Origin of the sequence: Streptomyces flavotricini, from assembly GCF_020639365.1 — a bacterium.
Taxonomy (GTDB): domain Bacteria; phylum Actinomycetota; class Actinomycetes; order Streptomycetales; family Streptomycetaceae; genus Streptomyces; species Streptomyces flavotricini.
Map to the genome: position 1 here is coordinate 7244470 of NZ_JAINUL010000001.1, position 17628 is coordinate 7262097.

At 72.2% G+C, this 17628-nt stretch carries 14 protein-coding genes; 8 read left to right on the forward strand and 6 right to left on the reverse strand.

The annotated features are described in order from the left end of the window. Positions 1-21 precede the first annotated feature (21 nt). Complete coding sequence (locus K7B10_RS33195) at positions 22-981, forward strand: LysR family transcriptional regulator (protein WP_229342529.1); 960 nt, start codon at positions 22-24, stop codon at positions 979-981. Between the two features lie 30 nt (positions 982-1011). Here K7B10_RS33195 and K7B10_RS33200 read toward each other — a convergent pair whose 3' ends face one another. The 4 genes from K7B10_RS33200 to K7B10_RS33215 form a co-directional block, all read right to left on the reverse strand. Then, positions 1012-1647 carry a TetR/AcrR family transcriptional regulator gene (locus K7B10_RS33200; RefSeq protein ID WP_229342531.1) on the reverse strand — a complete coding sequence of 212 codons (636 nt, stop codon included), beginning with the start codon at positions 1645-1647 and terminating at the stop codon, positions 1012-1014. 108 nt (positions 1648-1755) lie between these two features. Further along, a complete protein-coding gene (locus tag K7B10_RS33205; RefSeq protein WP_372481496.1) occupies positions 1756-3825 on the reverse strand; it encodes a galactose-binding domain-containing protein in 2070 nt (689 codons plus the stop codon). Between the two features lie 195 nt (positions 3826-4020). Further along, the gene (locus tag K7B10_RS33210; RefSeq protein ID WP_229342533.1) at positions 4021-5214 is read right to left on the reverse strand and encodes an amino acid aminotransferase; all 1194 of its coding nucleotides are present in this window, start codon (positions 5212-5214) and stop codon (positions 4021-4023) included. After that, the gene (locus tag K7B10_RS33215; protein ID WP_229342535.1) at positions 5207-6193 is read right to left on the reverse strand and encodes a DMT family transporter; all 987 of its coding nucleotides are present in this window, start codon (positions 6191-6193) and stop codon (positions 5207-5209) included. The genes K7B10_RS33210 and K7B10_RS33215 overlap by 8 nt, the downstream gene beginning before the upstream one ends. A 138-nt stretch (positions 6194-6331) precedes the next feature. Between K7B10_RS33215 and K7B10_RS33220 the strand changes: the two genes are divergently transcribed. The 6 genes from K7B10_RS33220 to K7B10_RS33245 all read left to right on the forward strand — a co-directional run bounded on the left by K7B10_RS33220 (position 6332) and on the right by K7B10_RS33245 (position 14309). Beyond that, the gene (locus tag K7B10_RS33220; RefSeq protein ID WP_030860603.1) at positions 6332-6790 is read left to right on the forward strand and encodes an Lrp/AsnC family transcriptional regulator; all 459 of its coding nucleotides are present in this window, start codon (positions 6332-6334) and stop codon (positions 6788-6790) included. Between the two features lie 408 nt (positions 6791-7198). Further along, complete coding sequence (locus K7B10_RS33225) at positions 7199-8707, forward strand: aldehyde dehydrogenase family protein (RefSeq protein WP_229342542.1); 1509 nt, start codon at positions 7199-7201, stop codon at positions 8705-8707. Further along, a complete protein-coding gene (locus K7B10_RS33230; RefSeq protein ID WP_229342544.1) occupies positions 8704-10230 on the forward strand; it encodes a GMC family oxidoreductase in 1527 nt (508 codons plus the stop codon). The genes K7B10_RS33225 and K7B10_RS33230 overlap by 4 nt, the downstream gene beginning before the upstream one ends. Continuing rightward, positions 10227-11315: a quaternary amine ABC transporter ATP-binding protein gene (locus K7B10_RS33235; RefSeq protein ID WP_229342546.1), complete on the forward strand. Its 1089-nt coding sequence runs from the start codon at positions 10227-10229 to the stop codon at positions 11313-11315. Before K7B10_RS33230 ends, K7B10_RS33235 begins: the two co-directional genes overlap by 4 nt. Continuing rightward, a complete protein-coding gene (locus tag K7B10_RS33240) occupies positions 11315-13288 on the forward strand; it encodes an ABC transporter permease (protein WP_229342548.1) in 1974 nt (657 codons plus the stop codon). The genes K7B10_RS33235 and K7B10_RS33240 overlap by 1 nt, the downstream gene beginning before the upstream one ends. Before the next feature lies 1 nt (position 13289). Further along, complete coding sequence (locus K7B10_RS33245) at positions 13290-14309, forward strand: ABC transporter substrate-binding protein (protein ID WP_372481497.1); 1020 nt, start codon at positions 13290-13292, stop codon at positions 14307-14309. Positions 14310-14321: 12 nt separating this feature from the next. On the opposite strand, the gene proC is transcribed toward K7B10_RS33245, so the two are convergent. Further along, a complete protein-coding gene (gene proC / locus K7B10_RS33250) occupies positions 14322-15131 on the reverse strand; it encodes a pyrroline-5-carboxylate reductase (protein WP_229342553.1) in 810 nt (269 codons plus the stop codon). A gap of 55 nt (positions 15132-15186) precedes the next feature. After that, positions 15187-16314, reverse strand: coding sequence for a glutamate 5-kinase (proB, locus tag K7B10_RS33255; RefSeq protein WP_229345601.1), 1128 nt, complete (start codon positions 16312-16314; stop codon positions 15187-15189). A 322-nt stretch (positions 16315-16636) separates the two neighbouring features. On the opposite strand from proB, the gene K7B10_RS33260 reads away from it, so the two are divergent. Then, on the forward strand, positions 16637-17590 hold the full coding sequence (locus K7B10_RS33260) for a pyridoxal-phosphate dependent enzyme (RefSeq protein ID WP_229342555.1): 954 nt from the start codon (positions 16637-16639) through the stop codon (positions 17588-17590). Positions 17591-17628 lie beyond the last annotated feature (38 nt).

The following is a 17628-nucleotide window of genomic DNA, read 5'->3' on the forward strand; positions in this document are numbered from 1 at the left end:
CACGCTGCGTAAGCTGCCGGAATGCAGCTGGAGTTGAGACATCTGCAAGCCGTGTGCCAGATAGCGGAGTCCGGGAGTCTGGGTGGCGCGGCCCGCCGGCTGGGGGTCTCCCAGCCCGCGCTCTCCGCGCAGCTGCGCAGGATCGAGCGGGTCACGGGCGGCGAGCTCTTCGTCCGCGGCCGCAGCGGGGTGGAGCCCACCCCGCTGGGCCAGTTCGTCCTGGCCAAGGCGCGGCGCGTGCTCACCGAGATGGAGAGCCTCGGAGCCGAGACCCGAGCGATGGCGACCGACGCCCCGCTGCGGCTCGGATGCATCCTGCTCGTCCTGATCGACGGACTGCTCGCGCGGACGGACCTCGTCCTGTCCGGGCGGGAGATCACCGTCGACGTGGAGCACTCGGTGACCGCGCTCGTACGGATGCTCGGCGCGGGCCGGTACGACGTCATCGTCTACGGCGAGGTCAACGACCACGAGGTGGCGCTGCCCCAGGGCACCCTGGCCCGGACCCTGGTGCCCAAGGAGCCGTTCTGCATCCGGATGTCCACCCGGCACCCGCTGGCAGGGCGGGAGGTCCTGGACCTCGCCGAACTGGCCGGCGAGCAGTGGATGACCCTCGTGGAGGACGACGACGGCGGCCCCGAGGCGCTGGTCGGGGCCTGTGCCAAGGCCGGCTTCGCCCCCTCCCTGCGTCACCGGATCACCGACCGCAAGATGCGCCACGACCTGGTGGCGGCGGGCCGCGCCATCTCCCTCACCCAGCCCACGGCCCCCGCGGTGGAGGGCACGGTGATGCGCCCGCTGCTCGGCACCCCGATCACGGGCCGTATCCGGCTCGCCTGGAACCGTTCGGCGGTCTCCGCCGGGCAGGCGGACGTGCTCTACCGCGCGGCGGCCGGCGCGTACCTGGCCAACGTGGACAACAACCCCTTCCACCGGGCGTGGTGGAACGCCCACCCGGAGGCGCACCCGGTCCTGGGGTGAGCGCGGGGGCTCGGCGGGCCTCGGCGGGCCTCAGGGCGGCAACGGGCCGAAGGACGGCAGCACACGCTCGTCGTGGACGAGGCCGGCCACGTGGTCGGACACCATGTCGAGGATCGCCTCCGCCTCCGCCGCGGCCGCGTCGCCGAGCACGAGGAAGTTCAGGGTCAGCCCGTCCGTCATCGCCGCCAGGTAGCGGGCCAGTACGGGCACGGGGACGCGCAGCCCGGTCTCCATGTCGAGGCAGACCTGCTCCAGCAGCTGCGCGTACGTCGCGCAGTACAGCTGGTGCTGGCGCCGCGCCAGGTGCTCGAACCCCGGCTCGCGCAGGGCGTACTGGGTGAGCTCGTACGTGAGCATGTGTTCGGCGGGGTGGGCGCGGACGTGGTCCCAGTAGGCCCGGAAACCGGCCCTGACGGTCTCGCGGAGGGTGGTGCGCGGCAGGATCGCCTCCTTCACCACTGCCAGGTAGTGCTCGGTGATGGTCTCGATGACCGATTCGAGCAGCGCCTGCTTGGAGTCGAAGCAGTAGTGGAAGACGCTCAGCGACACGCCCGCCTCGGCGGCGATCGACCGGGTCGTCGTCCGCGGGACGCCGTCGCGGGCCATCGCCCGGATCGCGGCCTCGGTCAGTTGTCTGCGCCGCTGCGCCAACGGCATCCGTGCCATGCGGAATCGGTTCCCTTCGTACGGGCGGCGGTACGGCCGAGGCCGGGGCAGGTGGGATCGGACGAGCCGATCCCACCTGCCCCGGCCTGCGGGCGCCGCTTCGGGCCGTCAGCTGCCGTAGACGCCGACTTCGTGCAGGGAGTAGCCCCACTGCGTGCCGCGCCCCGCTCCGTGGACGCGCACGTACCGGGCCGGGACCCCGGCGAACCGCGCCGTGTCCAATCCGCCGTCGCCGGCGGTGGTGGAATACACGGTCTGCCAGTTCACGTCGTCCGTCGAGACCTCGATCCGGTAGGACTTGCCGTACGCGCGCTCCCAGTCGAGGGTGACGCGCCTGACCACTCCGGCGGAGCCGAGGTCGATCCGCAGCCACTGGTCGTCGTTCCAGTCGCTCGCCCACCGGGTTCCCGTGTCCCCGTCCACGGCCCTGCCGGGCGCGTAGCTGACGAACGGGTTCCACTCGGCGGAGCTGGCCGAGGCGGGCGCGCCCGCGGCGAGGTTGACCCCCGCCCTGTGCTGCTCGGAGGCCCCCCAGGTGTGCAGGTAGGACTCGGCGCCCTTGAAGAGGTCGTCCACGACGCCCTGGCCTCCGACCTGCCGGATGTCCTCGATCCAGTCGGGGACCAGGCCGTAGTGCGCGGCGCCGTCGGTGTTGAGGTCCCAGGTGCGCTGCCCGGTGGTCTGCCTGTCGATGACGGAGCCGCCGTCGGTGCTGCGGAACGGGTACTTCACCGGGTTCGGGGTGTTGGCGCCGCGCGGGCCCGGCCAGCCGCCGACCCCGTTCATGTCGGTGCCGTACCCGTATCCGACCTGGTACTTGTCGCGCAGCGCCTTCGTACGGGCGGCCTCACCGCTGAACCCCTCGGCGCCGTTCATGTACTGGGCGGCGAACCCGCCGAGCTTGTAGAGGCGTTCGGTCCAGCCCAGGTCCATCCAGCTGTGGGAGGAGATCACGCCCGGGTAGGACTCGGATTCGAGGATGTCGAAGGCCCGGCCCGCGGCCTTGACGCTCATGTGGTCGACTTCGAGCATCATCTTGCGTTTCATCATGCCGCGCACGGCGTACTCGCCGAGGTCGGTGAGGCCGCGGGAGTTGCATTGCGCGCCGGCCGCGTACGAGGGGACCGCCACCCCCGCCGGCAGCTCCTTCTGCGCCGAGGGCGCGGGTGCCAGGCCGATCGGGTTGTCGTGCTGAGGGCCGGCGCACTGCTCCGTCTTCCAGAAGGTGCCGGTGGACAGGAACTGCCCGACGTTGATCGCCGTTCCCAGGGCGCCCTCGTCGAAGCGGACCCCGCACAGCGCGTTGTCGAACTTGTGGCAGAGGAACATGCTGCGGACGCCGAGCCGGTACAGCTCGTCGAGGCCGCGGTCGATGTCCTCCTTGTTGCACTGGGCGACGTCCAGGATCTGCTTGCAGCCGAACGGCTCGGAGGTCTCCACGCCCAGCACCACGGCCAGCTTGCCCTGCTGGATGACGTCACGGGCCTGCGCGGAGTCGGTGACGATGCGGAACCAGCCCTTGCCCGGGCCGCCGTACATCTTGTCGACGAAGGCCTGCATGTCGTACGTCTTCTGCGCCTCCAGGCGGATGGCGGTCATCTCGTCGCAGCTGCGGTCCTTGAAGAAGTAGACCGAACAGATCACCCCGTTGGTGACGAGGTCGTTGACGAGGACGCGCTGGCCGCCGCGCCAGGCGCGCTCGATCCAGGCGTAGTAGTTCTGCTGGTGGGTCAGGGAGTCGTGGGCGGGCCAGTCCTTGAACGTCGGCCAGCCGTTGGGGTCGTGCTTGCCGTCCCCGCCCTTGGTGATGAAGTCGAAGATCGCGAGGGAGCCGTCGGGGTAGTGCTCGGGGCAGTCCTTGAGGGCGTCGGCCACCCCCAGGTCGGAGAAGGCCTTGCCGCAGATGAGCCGGCCGCCGAAGCCCTCGTTGGACATGATGTGGTCGTGGGCGTCGACGAAGCCGCGGACCCGTCCCTGGGCGTCGGTGCCCTTGAACGGCTCGCCCGTGACGTTGATCTGGGAGTCGGGCGCGGGCCGCGCGGTCGGGTTCCACCAGCCGGCATCGCCGTCGGCCGCCGCGCCGGGCGCGGGGCCGAGGGCCATGGCCACCATGGCGAGGAGAAGGGCGAGCAGCGCGAGGGGCCTGCGCCTTCGGTGCGGGACTCGGGTCATGGTCATCACTCACGTCATCGGTCGGCGGATGGCGCGGTCGAGGACGCAGACCGTCTGAGGGAGCCGGCTGATTGTCATGTCCCGCGCAGGCAGTGTGACGAGGATGGCTACCGGCGGTAACAGAGTCAAGAGTCCGGGACGGATGACCTGATGGAATGTCAGGTGGTACGCCGGGCCCGCCCGGGGGAGGGCCCGGCGCGGCTACTCTGCGCCCTCTTCGAGGACCGCCGCGACACCCTGCGCGAGGCAGGGGATCCGGTGCGCCGGGAGCCCCGCGATGTTGATCCGCCCGGCCGTCGTCCCGTAGATGGCGAACCTGCTGCGCAGCCGCAGCATCTGACGCGCGGTGAGCGGCAGCATCGAGAACATCCCCTTCTGCCGCGCCAGTACATCGGCCTGCGCCTCCCACCCCAGCGCGGTCAGCTCCGCGGCCAGCCCGCGCCGGTTGTCCTCGATCCGCACCCGCATCCCGTCCAGCTCGGCGCGCCACAGGGCCCGCAGCCCGTCGTCCTCGAGGATCGCCGTCACCACCGCGGCGCCGTGCTCCGGCGGCATCGAGTACAGGGTGCGGGCGGCGTTCTGCAGCGCCGTCTCCACGTGCCGCAGCGACTGCCGCGAGGCGCCGAGGACGACCGCGCAGCCGGTCCGGTCGCTGTAGAGCCCGAAGTTCTTCGAACAGCTGATGGCGACGAGCATCTCCGGCACCCGCTCCGCGAGCATGCGCGTGGCCGCCAGATCGGCCTCCAGGCCGTCGCCGAGCCCGTGGTACGCGAGGTCCACGAACGGCACCCAGCCGTGCTCGGCGGCGAGCCCGGCCACGGCCTCCCAGGCCTGCGCGGACGGGTCCACCCCGGTCGGGTTGTGGCAGCAGCCCTGCAGCAGGACCACGTCGTCGCGGCGTGCGCCGCCGAGGTCGCGCAGCATTCCCGCCGTGTCGAAGAGGCCCTCGGCGTCCTGCCAGCCGTACGTCCGCACCGTCAGCCCGGCGGCCTCCAGGATGGGCCGGTGGTTGACGTACGCGGGGTCGCTGATCCACACGGTCGTACCGGGCCGGGTCCGGCAGATCAGGTCGGCCAGCAGCCGCAGCGCGCCGCTGCCCGCGACGGTCTGGACGGCCACCGCCCGCTCGGCCGGGCCGCCGGCGCCCAGGACCAGCGACAGCATCGCCCGGTTGAAGGCCGTGTTCCCGGAGAGCCCCCGGTACTCCTTGGAGGCGGAGTGCTCCGCCAGCCGTATCTCGGCCTCGCGCACAGCCGCCATGACGGGGGTGCCACCCGTCTGGTCGCGGTAGACGCCGAGGACGAGGTTCAGGCGCTCGGGCCGGGTGTCGGCTCCGTACGCCTCGGTGAGGTCCCACAGGGGGTCGACGGGCGGTGGGAGGAGGAGCTCAAGCATGGTCGGGAACCTCGGGCTGCTGGATGTGGGCGGTGGTACGGGGGCGCCGGTTGGCGAGGGCGACGCCCGCGGTGATGAGGGGGACGCCGACGAGCACGGCCGCGGTCGGCGACTCGCCGAGCAGGGGGATCGCGAGCAGGACCACGGCGACCGGGCTGAGGCTGCCCACGGTGGAGCTGCGCTCCGCGCCCAGGCTGCGGATGGCGAAGGCGTACAGCAGGCCGGCGCACAGGCCGACCCCCAGCCCCTGCACCACCAGGAACAGGGCGATGTCGCTCCCGGCGGCCGAGGCCAGGCCGGTGGGCAGTACCCCGGTCAGGACCAGGAGGGCCATCACCGCGAACGAGGGCAGGCACAGGAGGCCGATCGATCCGACGGGATCGAGGTCCACTTCCTTCAGTCCGACCGTGTACAGGGCCCACAGCCCGCTCGCGACGAGCAGGATCCCGGCGCCGGCCAGCACCTGCGTGTTCAGCGGGACGACGTAGCGCCAGACCAGGGCGACCACGCCGACCGCGATCAGCCCGAGCCCGGCCGCCTGCGTGCCCCGGGGCAGGCCCTTGCCCGCGGCGACCATCAGCGCGGAGACGAAGAGCGGGACCATCCCGGGGACGATCGAGCCGACGAAGGCCGCCGAGGTGAGGGATCCGCCGTACATCGCGGCCAGGAAGAACGGCACCCCGGCCCCGCAGGCGATCTTGAGCGCGGTGGCGGGGCGGACGGCGGCCATCTGCCGGCGCCGCCGCCACAGCGCGGGCGCCAGGACGAGCAGCGGCACGCCGAAGCGGAGCAGGGCCGCGTCGGCGGGCAGCAGGGAGGAGGAGCTCAGGGCCCGGGCGCTGAGCGCGAAGGCGGCCCAGATCAGGACGGTCACGGACAGGGCCACGGCGCCCTTCGCCTGCGGGGAGAGACGCGGGCGGACGGCGGCGCCGGCGGCCGGCGGGGGCGCCGTCGCGGGACCGGCATGCGTGGTGACCAAGGGGGCTCCTCCAGCCTCGGGGGCCGGATCCGGCCATGGAGCAACGCTAGGGCTTCCGCCGGGGCAGCCGATTGCCAGTTCTGCCTCCCGGACATACGTTTGAGGCAGAATCTGCCAAGGAGAGGTGAGGGAGGGGCGATGGACGCAGTCGATCTCCAGATCATCCGCGAATTGCAGGCCGACGGGCGGTTGTCCAACCAGGACCTCGCCGACCGGGTCAGGCTGTCCCCGTCGCCCTGCCTGCGCCGCGTACGGCGCCTGGAGGAGGCCGGCCTGATCCGCGGCTACACGGCCATGGTCGACCAGGTCGCCTTCGGCCTGCCGATCACGGTCTTCGTCCGGATCCGCCTGGACCGCCACACGAAGGAGGCGGTCGGCGTCTTCGAGGGGCACGTCGCGCTCATCGAGCACATCCAGGACTGCTACCTGATGGCCGGAAGCAGTGACTACCTGCTCCGGGTGGTCATCGAGAGCCTGGAGGCGTACGAATCCCTCGTCCGCAACCGGATCCACGCCATCCCCGGCATCGCGTCGATCGAGTCGAGCTTCGCCTTCGGCAGCGTGAAGCAGTCCCGGGTCTATCCGACCCCCGCGTGACACGGGCGATCGTGGCCGCGGTCACCGCCGGTGCCGGCGGACGTGACCGTACGTCAGAGGAGATCCCGGCCGCGCCCCGGTCGCCGCGCCGCCGGTGGACGTTCCCGCTCCGCTCCGAGCCTTTCGGCATCCGGATCGCGCCGACCCCCCGTACGGGGACGGCCATTTCGCGCGGCCACGGCCGAACGCCCGCGTTCACCCTGCGTGACGATGTGTGCCAGCGGTAGACCTCTGCGAATTCCAGCCCACGCAACCTGCGTTACATGTCCGCATTTGCCCTGCCTTCGAGCGTGAACAAGAACACTCTCCGCAAGGCATTGCGCATGGATGTGAGGACCCGGGGCAGGCGGCCGGTTCGTGTCGGTGCAACCGGCAGGGGGGTCCAGAGGACGAAAGGCAATACGCAACGTGACCGCAGCACAACAGAGCATCCATGTGGGCGGAGAGTGGCGCGCAGCCCTCTCCGGCGCCACCCGCGAGATCATCGACCCCGTCGACGCGACCGCCTTCGCGGTCGTGGCGGAGGGTGGCGTCCAGGACACCGACGAAGCCGTCGCCGCGGCACGGGCCGCCTTCGACGACGGTGCCTGGCCGCGTACGCCGGTCGCGGAGCGGGCCGCCCTGCTGCGACGGGTCGCCGCCCTGCTGGAGCGCGACCGCGAGCGGATCGGGGCCCTGGAGAGCCAGGACGCGGGCAAGACGCTGGAGGAGGGCCGAGTGGACGTCGACTGCGTCCGCGACGCCTTCCTCTACTTCGCCGACCTCGTGGCGAACGAGAACGGCGCACGGGTCGTCGACGCCGGGTCGGACGAGATCCGCAGCGTCGTCGTGCACGAGCCGGTCGGGGTCTGCGCCCTGATCACGCCGTGGAACTATCCGCTGCTCCAGGCCAGCTGGAAGATCGCTCCCGCACTCGCCGCCGGCAACACGTTCGTGATCAAGCCCAGTGAGATCACCCCGCTGACCACCGTCGCGCTGATCGAACTGCTCCTGGAGGCCGGACTCCCGCTCGGCGCGGCCAACATCGTCACCGGCCCCGGCGGTACGGTCGGCGCCCGGCTCGCCGAGCACCCCGATGTCGACCTGATCTCGTTCACGGGTGGTCTCGTCAGTGGTACGAAGGTGGCCAGGGCGGCCGCCGACAGCGTGAAGAAGGTCGCCCTCGAGCTGGGCGGCAAGAACCCCAACGTGGTCTTCGCCGACGCCTGTTCGACGCCCGACGCGTTCGACACCGCCGTCGACCAGGCGCTCAACGCCGCCTTCATCCACAGCGGCCAGGTCTGCTCCGCCGGCTCCCGCCTCATCGTCGAGGAGCCGCTGCGCGATCGCTTCGTCGCCGAACTCGCCCGCCGGGCCGAGCTGATCCGGCTGGGGCGCGGCACCGACAAGGGCGTCGAATGCGGTCCGCTCGTCTCCGCGGCCCAGCTGGCCCGGACCGAGGAGTACGTGGCCTCCGCCCTCGGCGAGGGCGCGGTCCTGCGCGCGGGCGGCGAGAAGCCGGCCGGTCCCGGCTACTTCTTCCGGCCCACGGTCCTGGACCGGTGCCACCGCGGCATGCGCGTCGTCCGCGAGGAGGTCTTCGGCCCCGTCCTCACCGTGGAGACCTTCCGCACCGAGGAGGAAGCCGTCGCCCTCGCCAACGACACCGAGTACGGCCTCGCCGGAGCGGTGTGGACCTCCGACGGGGACCGGGCCCGCCGGGTCGCGGCCGCGCTGCGCCACGGCACCGTGTGGATCAACGACTTCCACCCCTACCTGCCGCAGGCGGAGTGGGGCGGCTTCGGGAAGTCCGGCATCGGCCGCGAACTGGGCCCCGGCGGTCTCGGCGAATACCGCGAGGCCAAGCACATTTACCAGAACCTCGCCCCGCGCCCCGTGCGCTGGTTCGCGGGCGCGACGGAGAAGGACCAGGCATGAACGACCAGCACCTGTACGACTACGTCGTCGTCGGCGGCGGCACCGCCGGTTCGGTGATCGCCTCCCGGCTTACCGAGGACCCGGACGTCAGCGTCGCCGTCATCGAGGGCGGCCCCAGCGACGTCGGCCGCGACGACGTCCTCACCCTGCGCCGCTGGATGGGTCTGCTCGGCGGCGAGCTGGACTACGACTACCCCACCACCGAGCAGCCCCGCGGCAACTCGCACATCCGCCACAGCCGTGCGCGGGTGCTGGGCGGCTGTTCCTCGCACAACACCCTCATCGCGTTCAAGCCCCTGCCCTCCGACTGGGACGAGTGGGCGCAGGCCGGCGCCGACGGGTGGGACGCGGCAGCGATGGATCCCTACTTCGCCCGGCTGCGCAACAACATCGTCCCCGTCGACGAGGCCGACCGGAACGCGATCGCCCGGGACTTCGTCGACGCGGCGCAGACCGCGCTCGGCGTGCCGCGCGTCGAGGGCTTCAACCGGGCTCCCTTCCACGAGGGCGCCGGCTTCTTCGACCTCGCCTACCACCCGGAGGACAACAAGCGGTCCTCCGCCTCCGTCGCCTACCTGCACCCCTTCCTCGACCGGCCGAACCTGCACATCGCCCTGGAGACCTGGGCGTTCCGGCTGGAACTGGAAGGCGCCCGCGCGACCGGCGTGCACGTCCGAACCAAGGAGGGCGCGGAGCACGTCGTACGCGCCCGGCGCGAGGTCCTGGTGTGCGCCGGGGCCGTGGACACCCCGCGCCTGCTGCTGCACTCCGGCATCGGTCCGCGCGCCGATCTGGAGAAGCTCGGCATTCCCGTCGTCCACGACCTGCCGGGCGTCGGCGAGAACCTGCTCGACCACCCCGAGTCGGTCATCGTGTGGGAGACGCACGGCCCGATCCCGGAGAACTCCGCGATGGACTCCGACGCCGGGCTGTTCGTCCGCCGGGACCCGGCGGCCGAGGGCCCGGACCTGATGTTCCACTTCTACCAGATCCCCTTCACCGACAACCCCGAACGCCTGGGCTACGAACGGCCCGCGCACGGCGTGTCGATGACCCCGAACATCCCCAAGCCGCGCAGCCGCGGCCGGCTCTACCTGACGAGCGCCGACCCCGAGGTCAAGCCCGCCCTCGACTTCCGCTACTTCACGGACGAGGACGACTACGACGGCCGGACCCTCGTCGACGGGATCCGCATCGCCCGGCAGATCGCGGCCAGCGAACCGCTGGCCGGATGGCTCAAGCGCGAGGTCTGCCCGGGGCCCGAGGTGACCTCCGACGAGGAACTCAGCGCGTACGCCCGTCATGTCGCGCACACCGTCTACCACCCCGCCGGCACCTGCCGGATGGGGGCCGCCGACGACGAACTCGCCGTCGTCGCACCCGACCTGCGGATCCGGGGCCTCGACGGCATCCGGATCGCCGACGCTTCCGTATTCCCCACCATGACCGCCGTGAACCCGATGATCGGCGTCCTCATGGTCGGCGAGAAGTGCGCCGACCTGCTGGGAGGCACCACCCGATGAACACCGCGCCGCACACCCCGACCGAGCTCCGGCCCCCCGCGGACTCCGTCTTCTCCGTACGCGACCTGTGGAAGGTCTTCGGTCCCAAGGCCGACCGCGTGCCCGCCGACAAGGAGCTCGCCTCCCTCGGCGCCGCCGAACTGCGCGAACGCACCGGCTGCACCGCCGCCGTCCGAGACGTCTCCTTCGACGTCCGCAAGGGCGAGGTCTTCGTCGTCATGGGCCTGTCGGGCTCGGGCAAGTCGACGCTCGTACGCTGCCTGACCCGGCTCATCGAACCCACCTCGGGCACGATCTCCATCGACGGGGAGGACGTGCTGTCCATGGACACCGGCCGGCTCCGCGAGCTGCGCCGCCACCGGGCGGCGATGGTCTTCCAGCACTTCGGGCTGCTGCCGCACCGCACGGTGCTCGACAACATCGCCTACGGGCTGGAGATCCAGGGCGTGGGACGCGCGGAACGGCGCGAGCGCGCGACGGAGTTCGTCTCCAAGGTCGGCCTGGACGGCATGGAACACCGCCGGCCGAGCCAGCTGTCCGGAGGCCAGCAGCAGCGCGTGGGCCTCGCCCGCGCACTCGCCGTGGACCCCGAAGTCCTCCTGTTCGACGAGCCGTTCAGCGCGCTCGACCCGCTCATCCGGCGGGACATGCAGGAAGAGGTCGTACGCCTGCACCGGGAGGAGGGGCGCACGATGGTCTTCATCACGCACGACCTGAGCGAGGCGCTGAAGCTCGGCGACCGCATCGCGCTGATGCAGGGCGGCCGGATCGTACAGCTCGGCACGCCGGAGGAGATCGTGGGCGCCCCCGCCGACGACTACGTCAGGGACTTCGTCCGGGACGTGCCGCGCGAGCAGGTGCTGACCGTCCGCTCGGCGATGCGCCCCGCCCTCGCCGGCGAGCGCGACGCCGGTCCCGCGCTCGATCCCGGTGCCACCGTCCACGAGGCCATCGAGGCCGTCGCCCGTACCGGCGAGAACGCGCGGGTCGTCGAGGGCGGCCGCTGCCTCGGCGTGGTCGACCACGCGGGACTCCTGGGCGTCGTCGCCGGGGTACCGGTCGCGCCGGGGAAGGCGGTGGCCTGATGTATGCCCATACGACCTGGCCGCCGCCGGGCGGCACGACCGCCGACGCCGCCCGGCCCGGTGGGCTGCGCGCGCTCGCGCGCCACCGCGGCCTGCTGATCGGCGCGGGCGCGGCCCTCGCGCTCGTCCTCGGCGCCGTGCTCCTGGGCGGGGGCGGCTGGCCGGCCCCGCTCGCCGTCGACCTGTCCGGACCGCTCGACAGCACCAGCGACTGGATCATCGACAACCGGGACGGCCACCCGCTGTTCCTCTACTTCCTCGGCCACGTCAGCAACCTCGTGGTCGTGTCCGTCCGCGCGGTGTACCTGCTGCTGCTCGCCCTCGGCTGGGCCGGCGTCACCGCCGCCGCCGCACTGGTGGCCTGGCGGGTCGCGGGAGTGCGCCTCGCGCTGACCTCCGTCGCCGCGTTCGCCGTGTGCGGACTGCTCGGCATGTGGGTGCCCACCCTGCAGACGCTCGCCCTGATGGTCGTCGCCGTCGCCGCGTCCGTACTGGTCGGAGGCCTGCTCGGGCTGGCCGCCGGGCTGTCGGGCCGCATGCACCGGATCCTGCGGCCCGTGCTGGACACCATGCAGGTGCTGCCGGCCTTCGCGTACCTCCTGCCCGTCGTCCTGGTCTTCGGCATCGGTGTGCCCGCCGCCGTCCTCGCGACCGTCGTCTACGCGGCTCCGCCCATGGCCCGTCTCACCGCTCTCGGGCTGCGCGGCGCGGACGCAGGAGTCGTGGAGGCGGCCACCTCCCTCGGCGCGACCGGCAGGCAGCGGCTGCTGACCGTCCGGCTGCCGCTGGCCCGCAAGGAACTGCTGCTCGGCGTCAACCAGTCGATCATGATGGCGCTGGGCATGGCCGTGATCGCGTCCGTCATCGGCGCGGGCGGCCTCGGTGACCGCGTGTACCAGGCGCTCGCCTCCGTCGACGTGGGCGCCGCGCTCGCCGCCGGTGTGCCGATCGTGCTGCTCGCCATCGTCCTGGACCGGGTCACCGCCGCGGCGGGGGAGCGGATCGGCACGGCCGAGGCCGGCCGGTCCCGGCTCGGCTGGGCCGTCGCGGCCGCGGTGACCGCCGCCCTCGCCGTCGGCGGGCGCCTGGCGGACCGGCTCTCGTGGCCCGACGGGTGGACGGTGGACATCGCCGAACCCGTCAACCGGGCGGTCGACTGGATGACCGCCCACCTCTACTCCGGCGTGCCCCTCGTCGGCGGCACCGCCGACTGGGCGGCGCGGTTCACCACGTGTATCCTGGACCCCCTGCGCGACGGCCTGCAATGGCTGCCCTGGTGGGCGGTCCTGCTGGCCGTCGGCACCCTCGCCCTGCTCATCGGCACCTGGCGCACCGCCGTGACCGCCGTCCTCGCCATGGCCGCCATCGGCGTGCTCGGCGTCTGGGACCCGGCGCTCGACACGCTGTCCCAGGTACTGGCCGCCGTCGCCGTGACCCTGCTGCTCGGCTTCGCACTCGGGGTCGCCGCGGCGCGCAGCACCCGCCTGGGACGCGCGCTGCGTCCGGTCCTCGACGTCTTCCAGACGATGCCCCAGTTCGTGTACCTGATCCCCGTGGTCGCCCTGTTCGGCGTCGGCCGCGCCCCGGCGGTCGCCGCCGCCGTGGTCTACGCGCTGCCCGCCGTGGTGCGGATCACGGCCCAGGGCGTACGCGCGGTGGACCCGGCGGCGCTGGAGTCCGCGCGCTCGCTGGGCGCCACGGGGCGCCAGCAGCTGTTCCAGGTCCAGCTGCCGCTGGCCCGCCCCGCGCTGCTGCTGGCCGTCAACCAGGGCGTCGTGCTGGTCCTCGCCGTGGTCGTCATCGGCGGTCTCGTGGGCGGCGGGGCGCTCGGCTACGACGCGGTCTTCGGTCTCGCCCAGGGCGACCTGGCGACCGGTCTGGTCGCCGGCGCCGCGATCGTCTGCCTCGGCCTGATGCTCGACCGCGTCACCCAGCCGACGGACCGCCGCGACCTCGCCGGAAAGGGGGCCTGACATGGCTCGCACACGCCTCACCACGGCCCGCACGGGCCGCACCGCACCCCGTACCCGCACCGCACCCCGTACCCGCGTCGCCGCGCTCGCGGCCGCCGTCGCCCTGACGGCCCTCACCGGCTGCGGCGCCGCCGACATGACCCGCCAGGCCTCCCCGTTCGCCGACGCGAAGAGCTCCCGCACGGTGACGCTGTCCGTCCAGTCGTGGGTGGGCGCGCAGGCCAACGTCGCCGTCGCCCAGTACCTGCTGGAGCACGAGCTCGGCTACCGGGTGGACACCGTCCAGATCGACGAGGTGCCCGCCTGGGACGCGCTCAGCCAGGGCCGGGTGGACGCCATCCTGGAGGACTGGGGCCACCCCGAGCAGGAGAAGCGGTACGTCGACGACAAGGCGACGATCAAGCCGGGTGGCGAACTCGGGGTGACCGGCCACATCGGCTGGTTCGTGCCGACGTACTTCGCCGAGCAGCACCCGGACGTCACCGACTGGAAGAACCTGAACAAGTACGCGAGCGACTTCCGTACGGCGGAGAGCGGCAGCAAGGGCCAGTTGATGGACGGCTCCCCCTCCTACGTGACGAACGACAAGGCGCTCGTGAAGAACCTGGGCCTCGACTACCAGGTCGTGTTCGCGGGCTCCGAGGCGGCGCAGATCACGCAGATCAAGCAGTTCGCCAAGGAGAAGAAGCCCTTCCTGAGCTACTGGTACAAGCCCCAGTGGCTGTTCGAGAAGGTCCCGATGACGGAGGTCAAGCTGCCCGCCCACGAGGAGGGCTGCGACGCCGACGCGGAAAAGGTGGCCTGCGCGTACCCGCACACCCCGCTGCGGAAGTTCCTCAACGGCCGCTTCGCGGACGGCGGGGGCGACGCCGCCGCCTTCCTGAAGAAGTTCCGCTGGACGACCGAGATGCAGAACGACGTCTCCCTGATGATCGCGGAGGAGAAGCTGGCGCCGCAGGAGGCGGCGGCCCGCTGGGTGAAGGCGAACGAGGCCACCTGGCGGGCGTGGCTCCCGTCCTGACGCCCCCTCGGCTCACCCGTACGAGGCGGCCAGCTCGCCGCTGCGGTCGCGAGCGGCCTCCAGGGCCGCCATCAGGGCGGCGCGCACGCCGTGCCGTTCCAGTTCCCGCACCGCGCTGATGGTGGTGCCCGCCGGTGAGGTGACCGCCTCGCGGAGCTTGACCGGGTGCGTACCGGAGTCGCGCAGCATGACCGAGGCACCCACGGAGCTGCGTACGACGAGCTCGTGGGCCTTGTCCCTCGGAAGCCCCAGCAGGACGCCCGCGTCCGTCATCGCCTCGACGAGGAAGTAGAAGTAGGCGGGTCCCGACCCCGAGAGGGCGGTCGCGGCGTCCTGCTGGGCCTCCGGCACGGTGAGGGTGTGGCCGACGCCGCGGAACAGCTCCGCGGCCTGCTCCACGTGCTGCTGCGAGGCGTGACTGCCGCCGGAGAGCACGGTCATCCCCTCGTCGACCAGCACCGCCGTGTTGGGCATCGCCCGGACCACCGCGACGCCGGCCGGGACCCGCTCCTCGAAGAAGGCCGTCGTCAGCCCGGCCGCCACGCTGATCAGCAGCGTCCCGGGCGCGATCGCGGGGGAGACCTCCTCCAGCAGCGCGCCCATGTCCTGCGGTTTCACCGCGAGGATCAGCACGTCGGCCCACGCGGCGGCGTCCGTGTTGCCCATCGGCGCGACCCCGTGGCGCGCCTCGATCTCGGCGGCCCGCTTCTTGCGGCGGCAGGTGACCCCGAGCGCCCGGGGCGGCCAGCCGGAGCGCAGCAGACCGCCCAGAAGCGCCTCACCCATCGTGCCCGCGCCGAGCACGGCGACCTTGCACGTCATGACTTGCTCCCTCGTGGTGGAAGTGACGGAAGAGAAGCGGGGGCGGCCGGCCCGGTCACCCCGAGCCCGTCTCCGCGTACGGGTGCGGTGCGAACAGGGCCACGTCCTGCGCGCCGACGACCTCGGGGTACGCCAGGACCGCGGACCCCTCGTCCGGTACGGGGGAACCGGCGAGCAGCCGGATCAGGTCGCCGGAGGCCAGCCGGGCGAGCCCGCGGGCGACGGGCCGGCCCGCGCCGTCGGCGAGGTCCACCGGGTCGCCCGCCGTGAACTGCCCCTCGACGGCGCTGACTCCGGTCCACAGCACGGGCCGGCCGTGCTCCCGCACCCCCCGCACCGTGTCGGCGTCGAGGACGATCCGGCCCTGCGGCGCCGTGGCGTGGGCCAGCCAGAACAGCTGCTCCGCGGGCCGCTGCCGGGCGGCGTGGAAGTACGTTCCCGTCTCCCCGCCCGCCAGCGCCCGCGCGGCGTGCCAGGCCGCGGCCAGCACGACGGGGATCCCGGCGCTCGCCGCGGTCATCGCCGCCTGGACCTTGGCCCCCATGCCGCCCGTTCCGACCCCCGAGCGTCCCGGGGTGCCCGTACGGATCCCGGCGAGGTCGGCCGGTCCGCGGATCTCGGCGACCGGGCCGGTTCCGGCGGCCAGCGGGTCCCCGTCGTACAGCGCCTCCACGTCGGAGAGGAGGAGGAGCAGGTCGGCGCCGATCAACTCGGCGACCAGCGCCGCGAGTCGGTCGTTGTCCCCGAAGCGGACCTCATGGGTGGCCACGACGTCGTTCTCGTTGACGACCGGCACGATCCCCAAGAGCATCAGCTTCTTCAGGGTGCGCCGCGCGTTGTGGTAATGGTCGCGGCGCGTGATGTCCCCCGCCGTGAGCAGCACCTGCCCCACCTGGATGCCGTACCGGCCGAACTCCGCTCCGTACGTGCCCATCAGCAGCCCCTGCCCGACACTGGCGGCCGCCTGCTGCGCGGACAGTTCGGCGGGCCGCGCGGTCAGGCCCAGCGGGGCGAGTCCCGCCGCGACGGCGCCGGAGGAGACCAGGACGACGCTCTTGCCCTGCCGGTACAGCCCGGCCAGGACCTCGACGAGTGCGGCCAGCCGGCCCGGATCGAGCCGCCCGGAGTCCGAAGTGAGCGAGGAGGAGCCGATCTTGACCACGATCCGGTGGGCCTGGGCCACGTCCGCGCGCTCGACGCGGGGCTCGTCCGACGCGGATTCGGGTGTCACGAGAGCTCTCCTCGGGGGCGGTGGGGCGGTGGGGCAACGGGTGCGGGGATCCGATTCAGCCACATGCCGTTCCCGTTTCGTTCCCGCCCGCCGGGAATCGTTCAGGATCGATTCAGTAGCCACCTGCTCCATTTTTGCGGGGCATCTGTAGGCCCGCAGCCCAGAAACGAAGAAGGGAGTACGGAGTACGGTGTATTCGTCATTCGCTGAGAAAATGGCCCAACCGGATCTCATAGATCTAGGCGACGGCATATACGTTCTCCGGTTCGAGGTCATGAAGGTGACCTCGGTCTACCGGGCGGTCAAGGAACTGCTGGCGCGCGGGGTGATCCGGCACGGCCAGACCCTCGTCGACAGCTCCAGCGGCATCTACGGCCACGCACTCGCCCTGGTCTGCCGCGAGCTGGGCCTCAAGTGCCACGTCTTCGCGTCCGTCGCGGTCGACGACGGCATCAAGACGCAGCTCAAGTACCTCGGTGCCACCTACGACCAGGTCTCCGGCGGCGGGGCCAACCTCCAGCACGACCAGGAGGCCCGCGTCCGGCTCGTCCACGACTACCTGCGGCGCCATCCGGACGCGTACTGGATGCAGCAGTACCACGACGACGTCCACTACGCCGGCTACGAGCACGTCGCGGAGCTGCTCCTCAAGGAGCTGGGCTGGGCGGAGATGACCCTGGTCGGAGGCGTCGGGACCGGCGCGTCGACCAGCGCGATGAGCCGCTACCTGCGCGAGTCCTGCCCCAACGTGCGCGTGGCCGGCATCCAGCCGTTCGGCAGCCGCTCCTTCGGCTCGGAGAACTTCCCGCTCGACGGCTTCATCATCGCCGGGATCGGCAGCGGCATCCGCTTCGACAACATCGACTACAGCGCCTACGACGACATCCACTGGGTCGACTTCGACGTGTCGGCCGCGGGCTGCCGCCACCTGCTCTCCACCACGGGCGTCTTCGCCGGGCTGTCCGCGGGCGCCGGCTGGCAGGCCGCCCGGTACATCCGCTCGACGGAGCCCTCCGGCGGTCCCGTCGTCTTCATGGCCGCCGACCCCGGACACCGCTACATCAAGCAGGTCTTCCCGCCCGACGGCCCGCTCGTCGAGGACCCCGAATACCGGCCCGTGGTCATATCCGCGCTGGAGGAGATGACCGGACCCTGGTGCACGATGAACTGGGGACGAAGGCCGTACAGCGTCGAGGACGACCTCCCGGTGCTCGCCCTGCAGGGCTGAATGCCCGCACGGCCGACCCTGTATCGCCGAATTCCACC

Excerpts from the sequence above, each read along its gene's own strand:
- K7B10_RS33195 (WP_229342529.1), top strand. The coding sequence starts at position 22 with ATGCAGCTGGAGTTGAGACATCTGCAAGCCGTGTGCCAGATAGCGGAG.
- K7B10_RS33200 (WP_229342531.1), bottom strand. The coding sequence starts at position 1,647 with ATGGCACGGATGCCGTTGGCGCAGCGGCGCAGACAACTGACCGAGGCC.
- K7B10_RS33205 (WP_372481496.1), bottom strand. The coding sequence starts at position 3,825 with ATGACCATGACCCGAGTCCCGCACCGAAGGCGCAGGCCCCTCGCGCTG.
- K7B10_RS33210 (WP_229342533.1), bottom strand. The coding sequence starts at position 5,214 with ATGCTTGAGCTCCTCCTCCCACCGCCCGTCGACCCCCTGTGGGACCTC.
- K7B10_RS33220 (WP_030860603.1), top strand. The coding sequence starts at position 6,332 with ATGGACGCAGTCGATCTCCAGATCATCCGCGAATTGCAGGCCGACGGG.
- K7B10_RS33230 (WP_229342544.1), top strand. The coding sequence starts at position 8,704 with ATGAACGACCAGCACCTGTACGACTACGTCGTCGTCGGCGGCGGCACC.
- K7B10_RS33235 (WP_229342546.1), top strand. The coding sequence starts at position 10,227 with ATGAACACCGCGCCGCACACCCCGACCGAGCTCCGGCCCCCCGCGGAC.
- K7B10_RS33240 (WP_229342548.1), top strand. The coding sequence starts at position 11,315 with ATGTATGCCCATACGACCTGGCCGCCGCCGGGCGGCACGACCGCCGAC.
- K7B10_RS33245 (WP_372481497.1), top strand. The coding sequence starts at position 13,290 with ATGGCTCGCACACGCCTCACCACGGCCCGCACGGGCCGCACCGCACCC.
- proC (WP_229342553.1), bottom strand. The coding sequence starts at position 15,131 with ATGACGTGCAAGGTCGCCGTGCTCGGCGCGGGCACGATGGGTGAGGCG.
- K7B10_RS33260 (WP_229342555.1), top strand. The coding sequence starts at position 16,637 with ATGAAGGTGACCTCGGTCTACCGGGCGGTCAAGGAACTGCTGGCGCGC.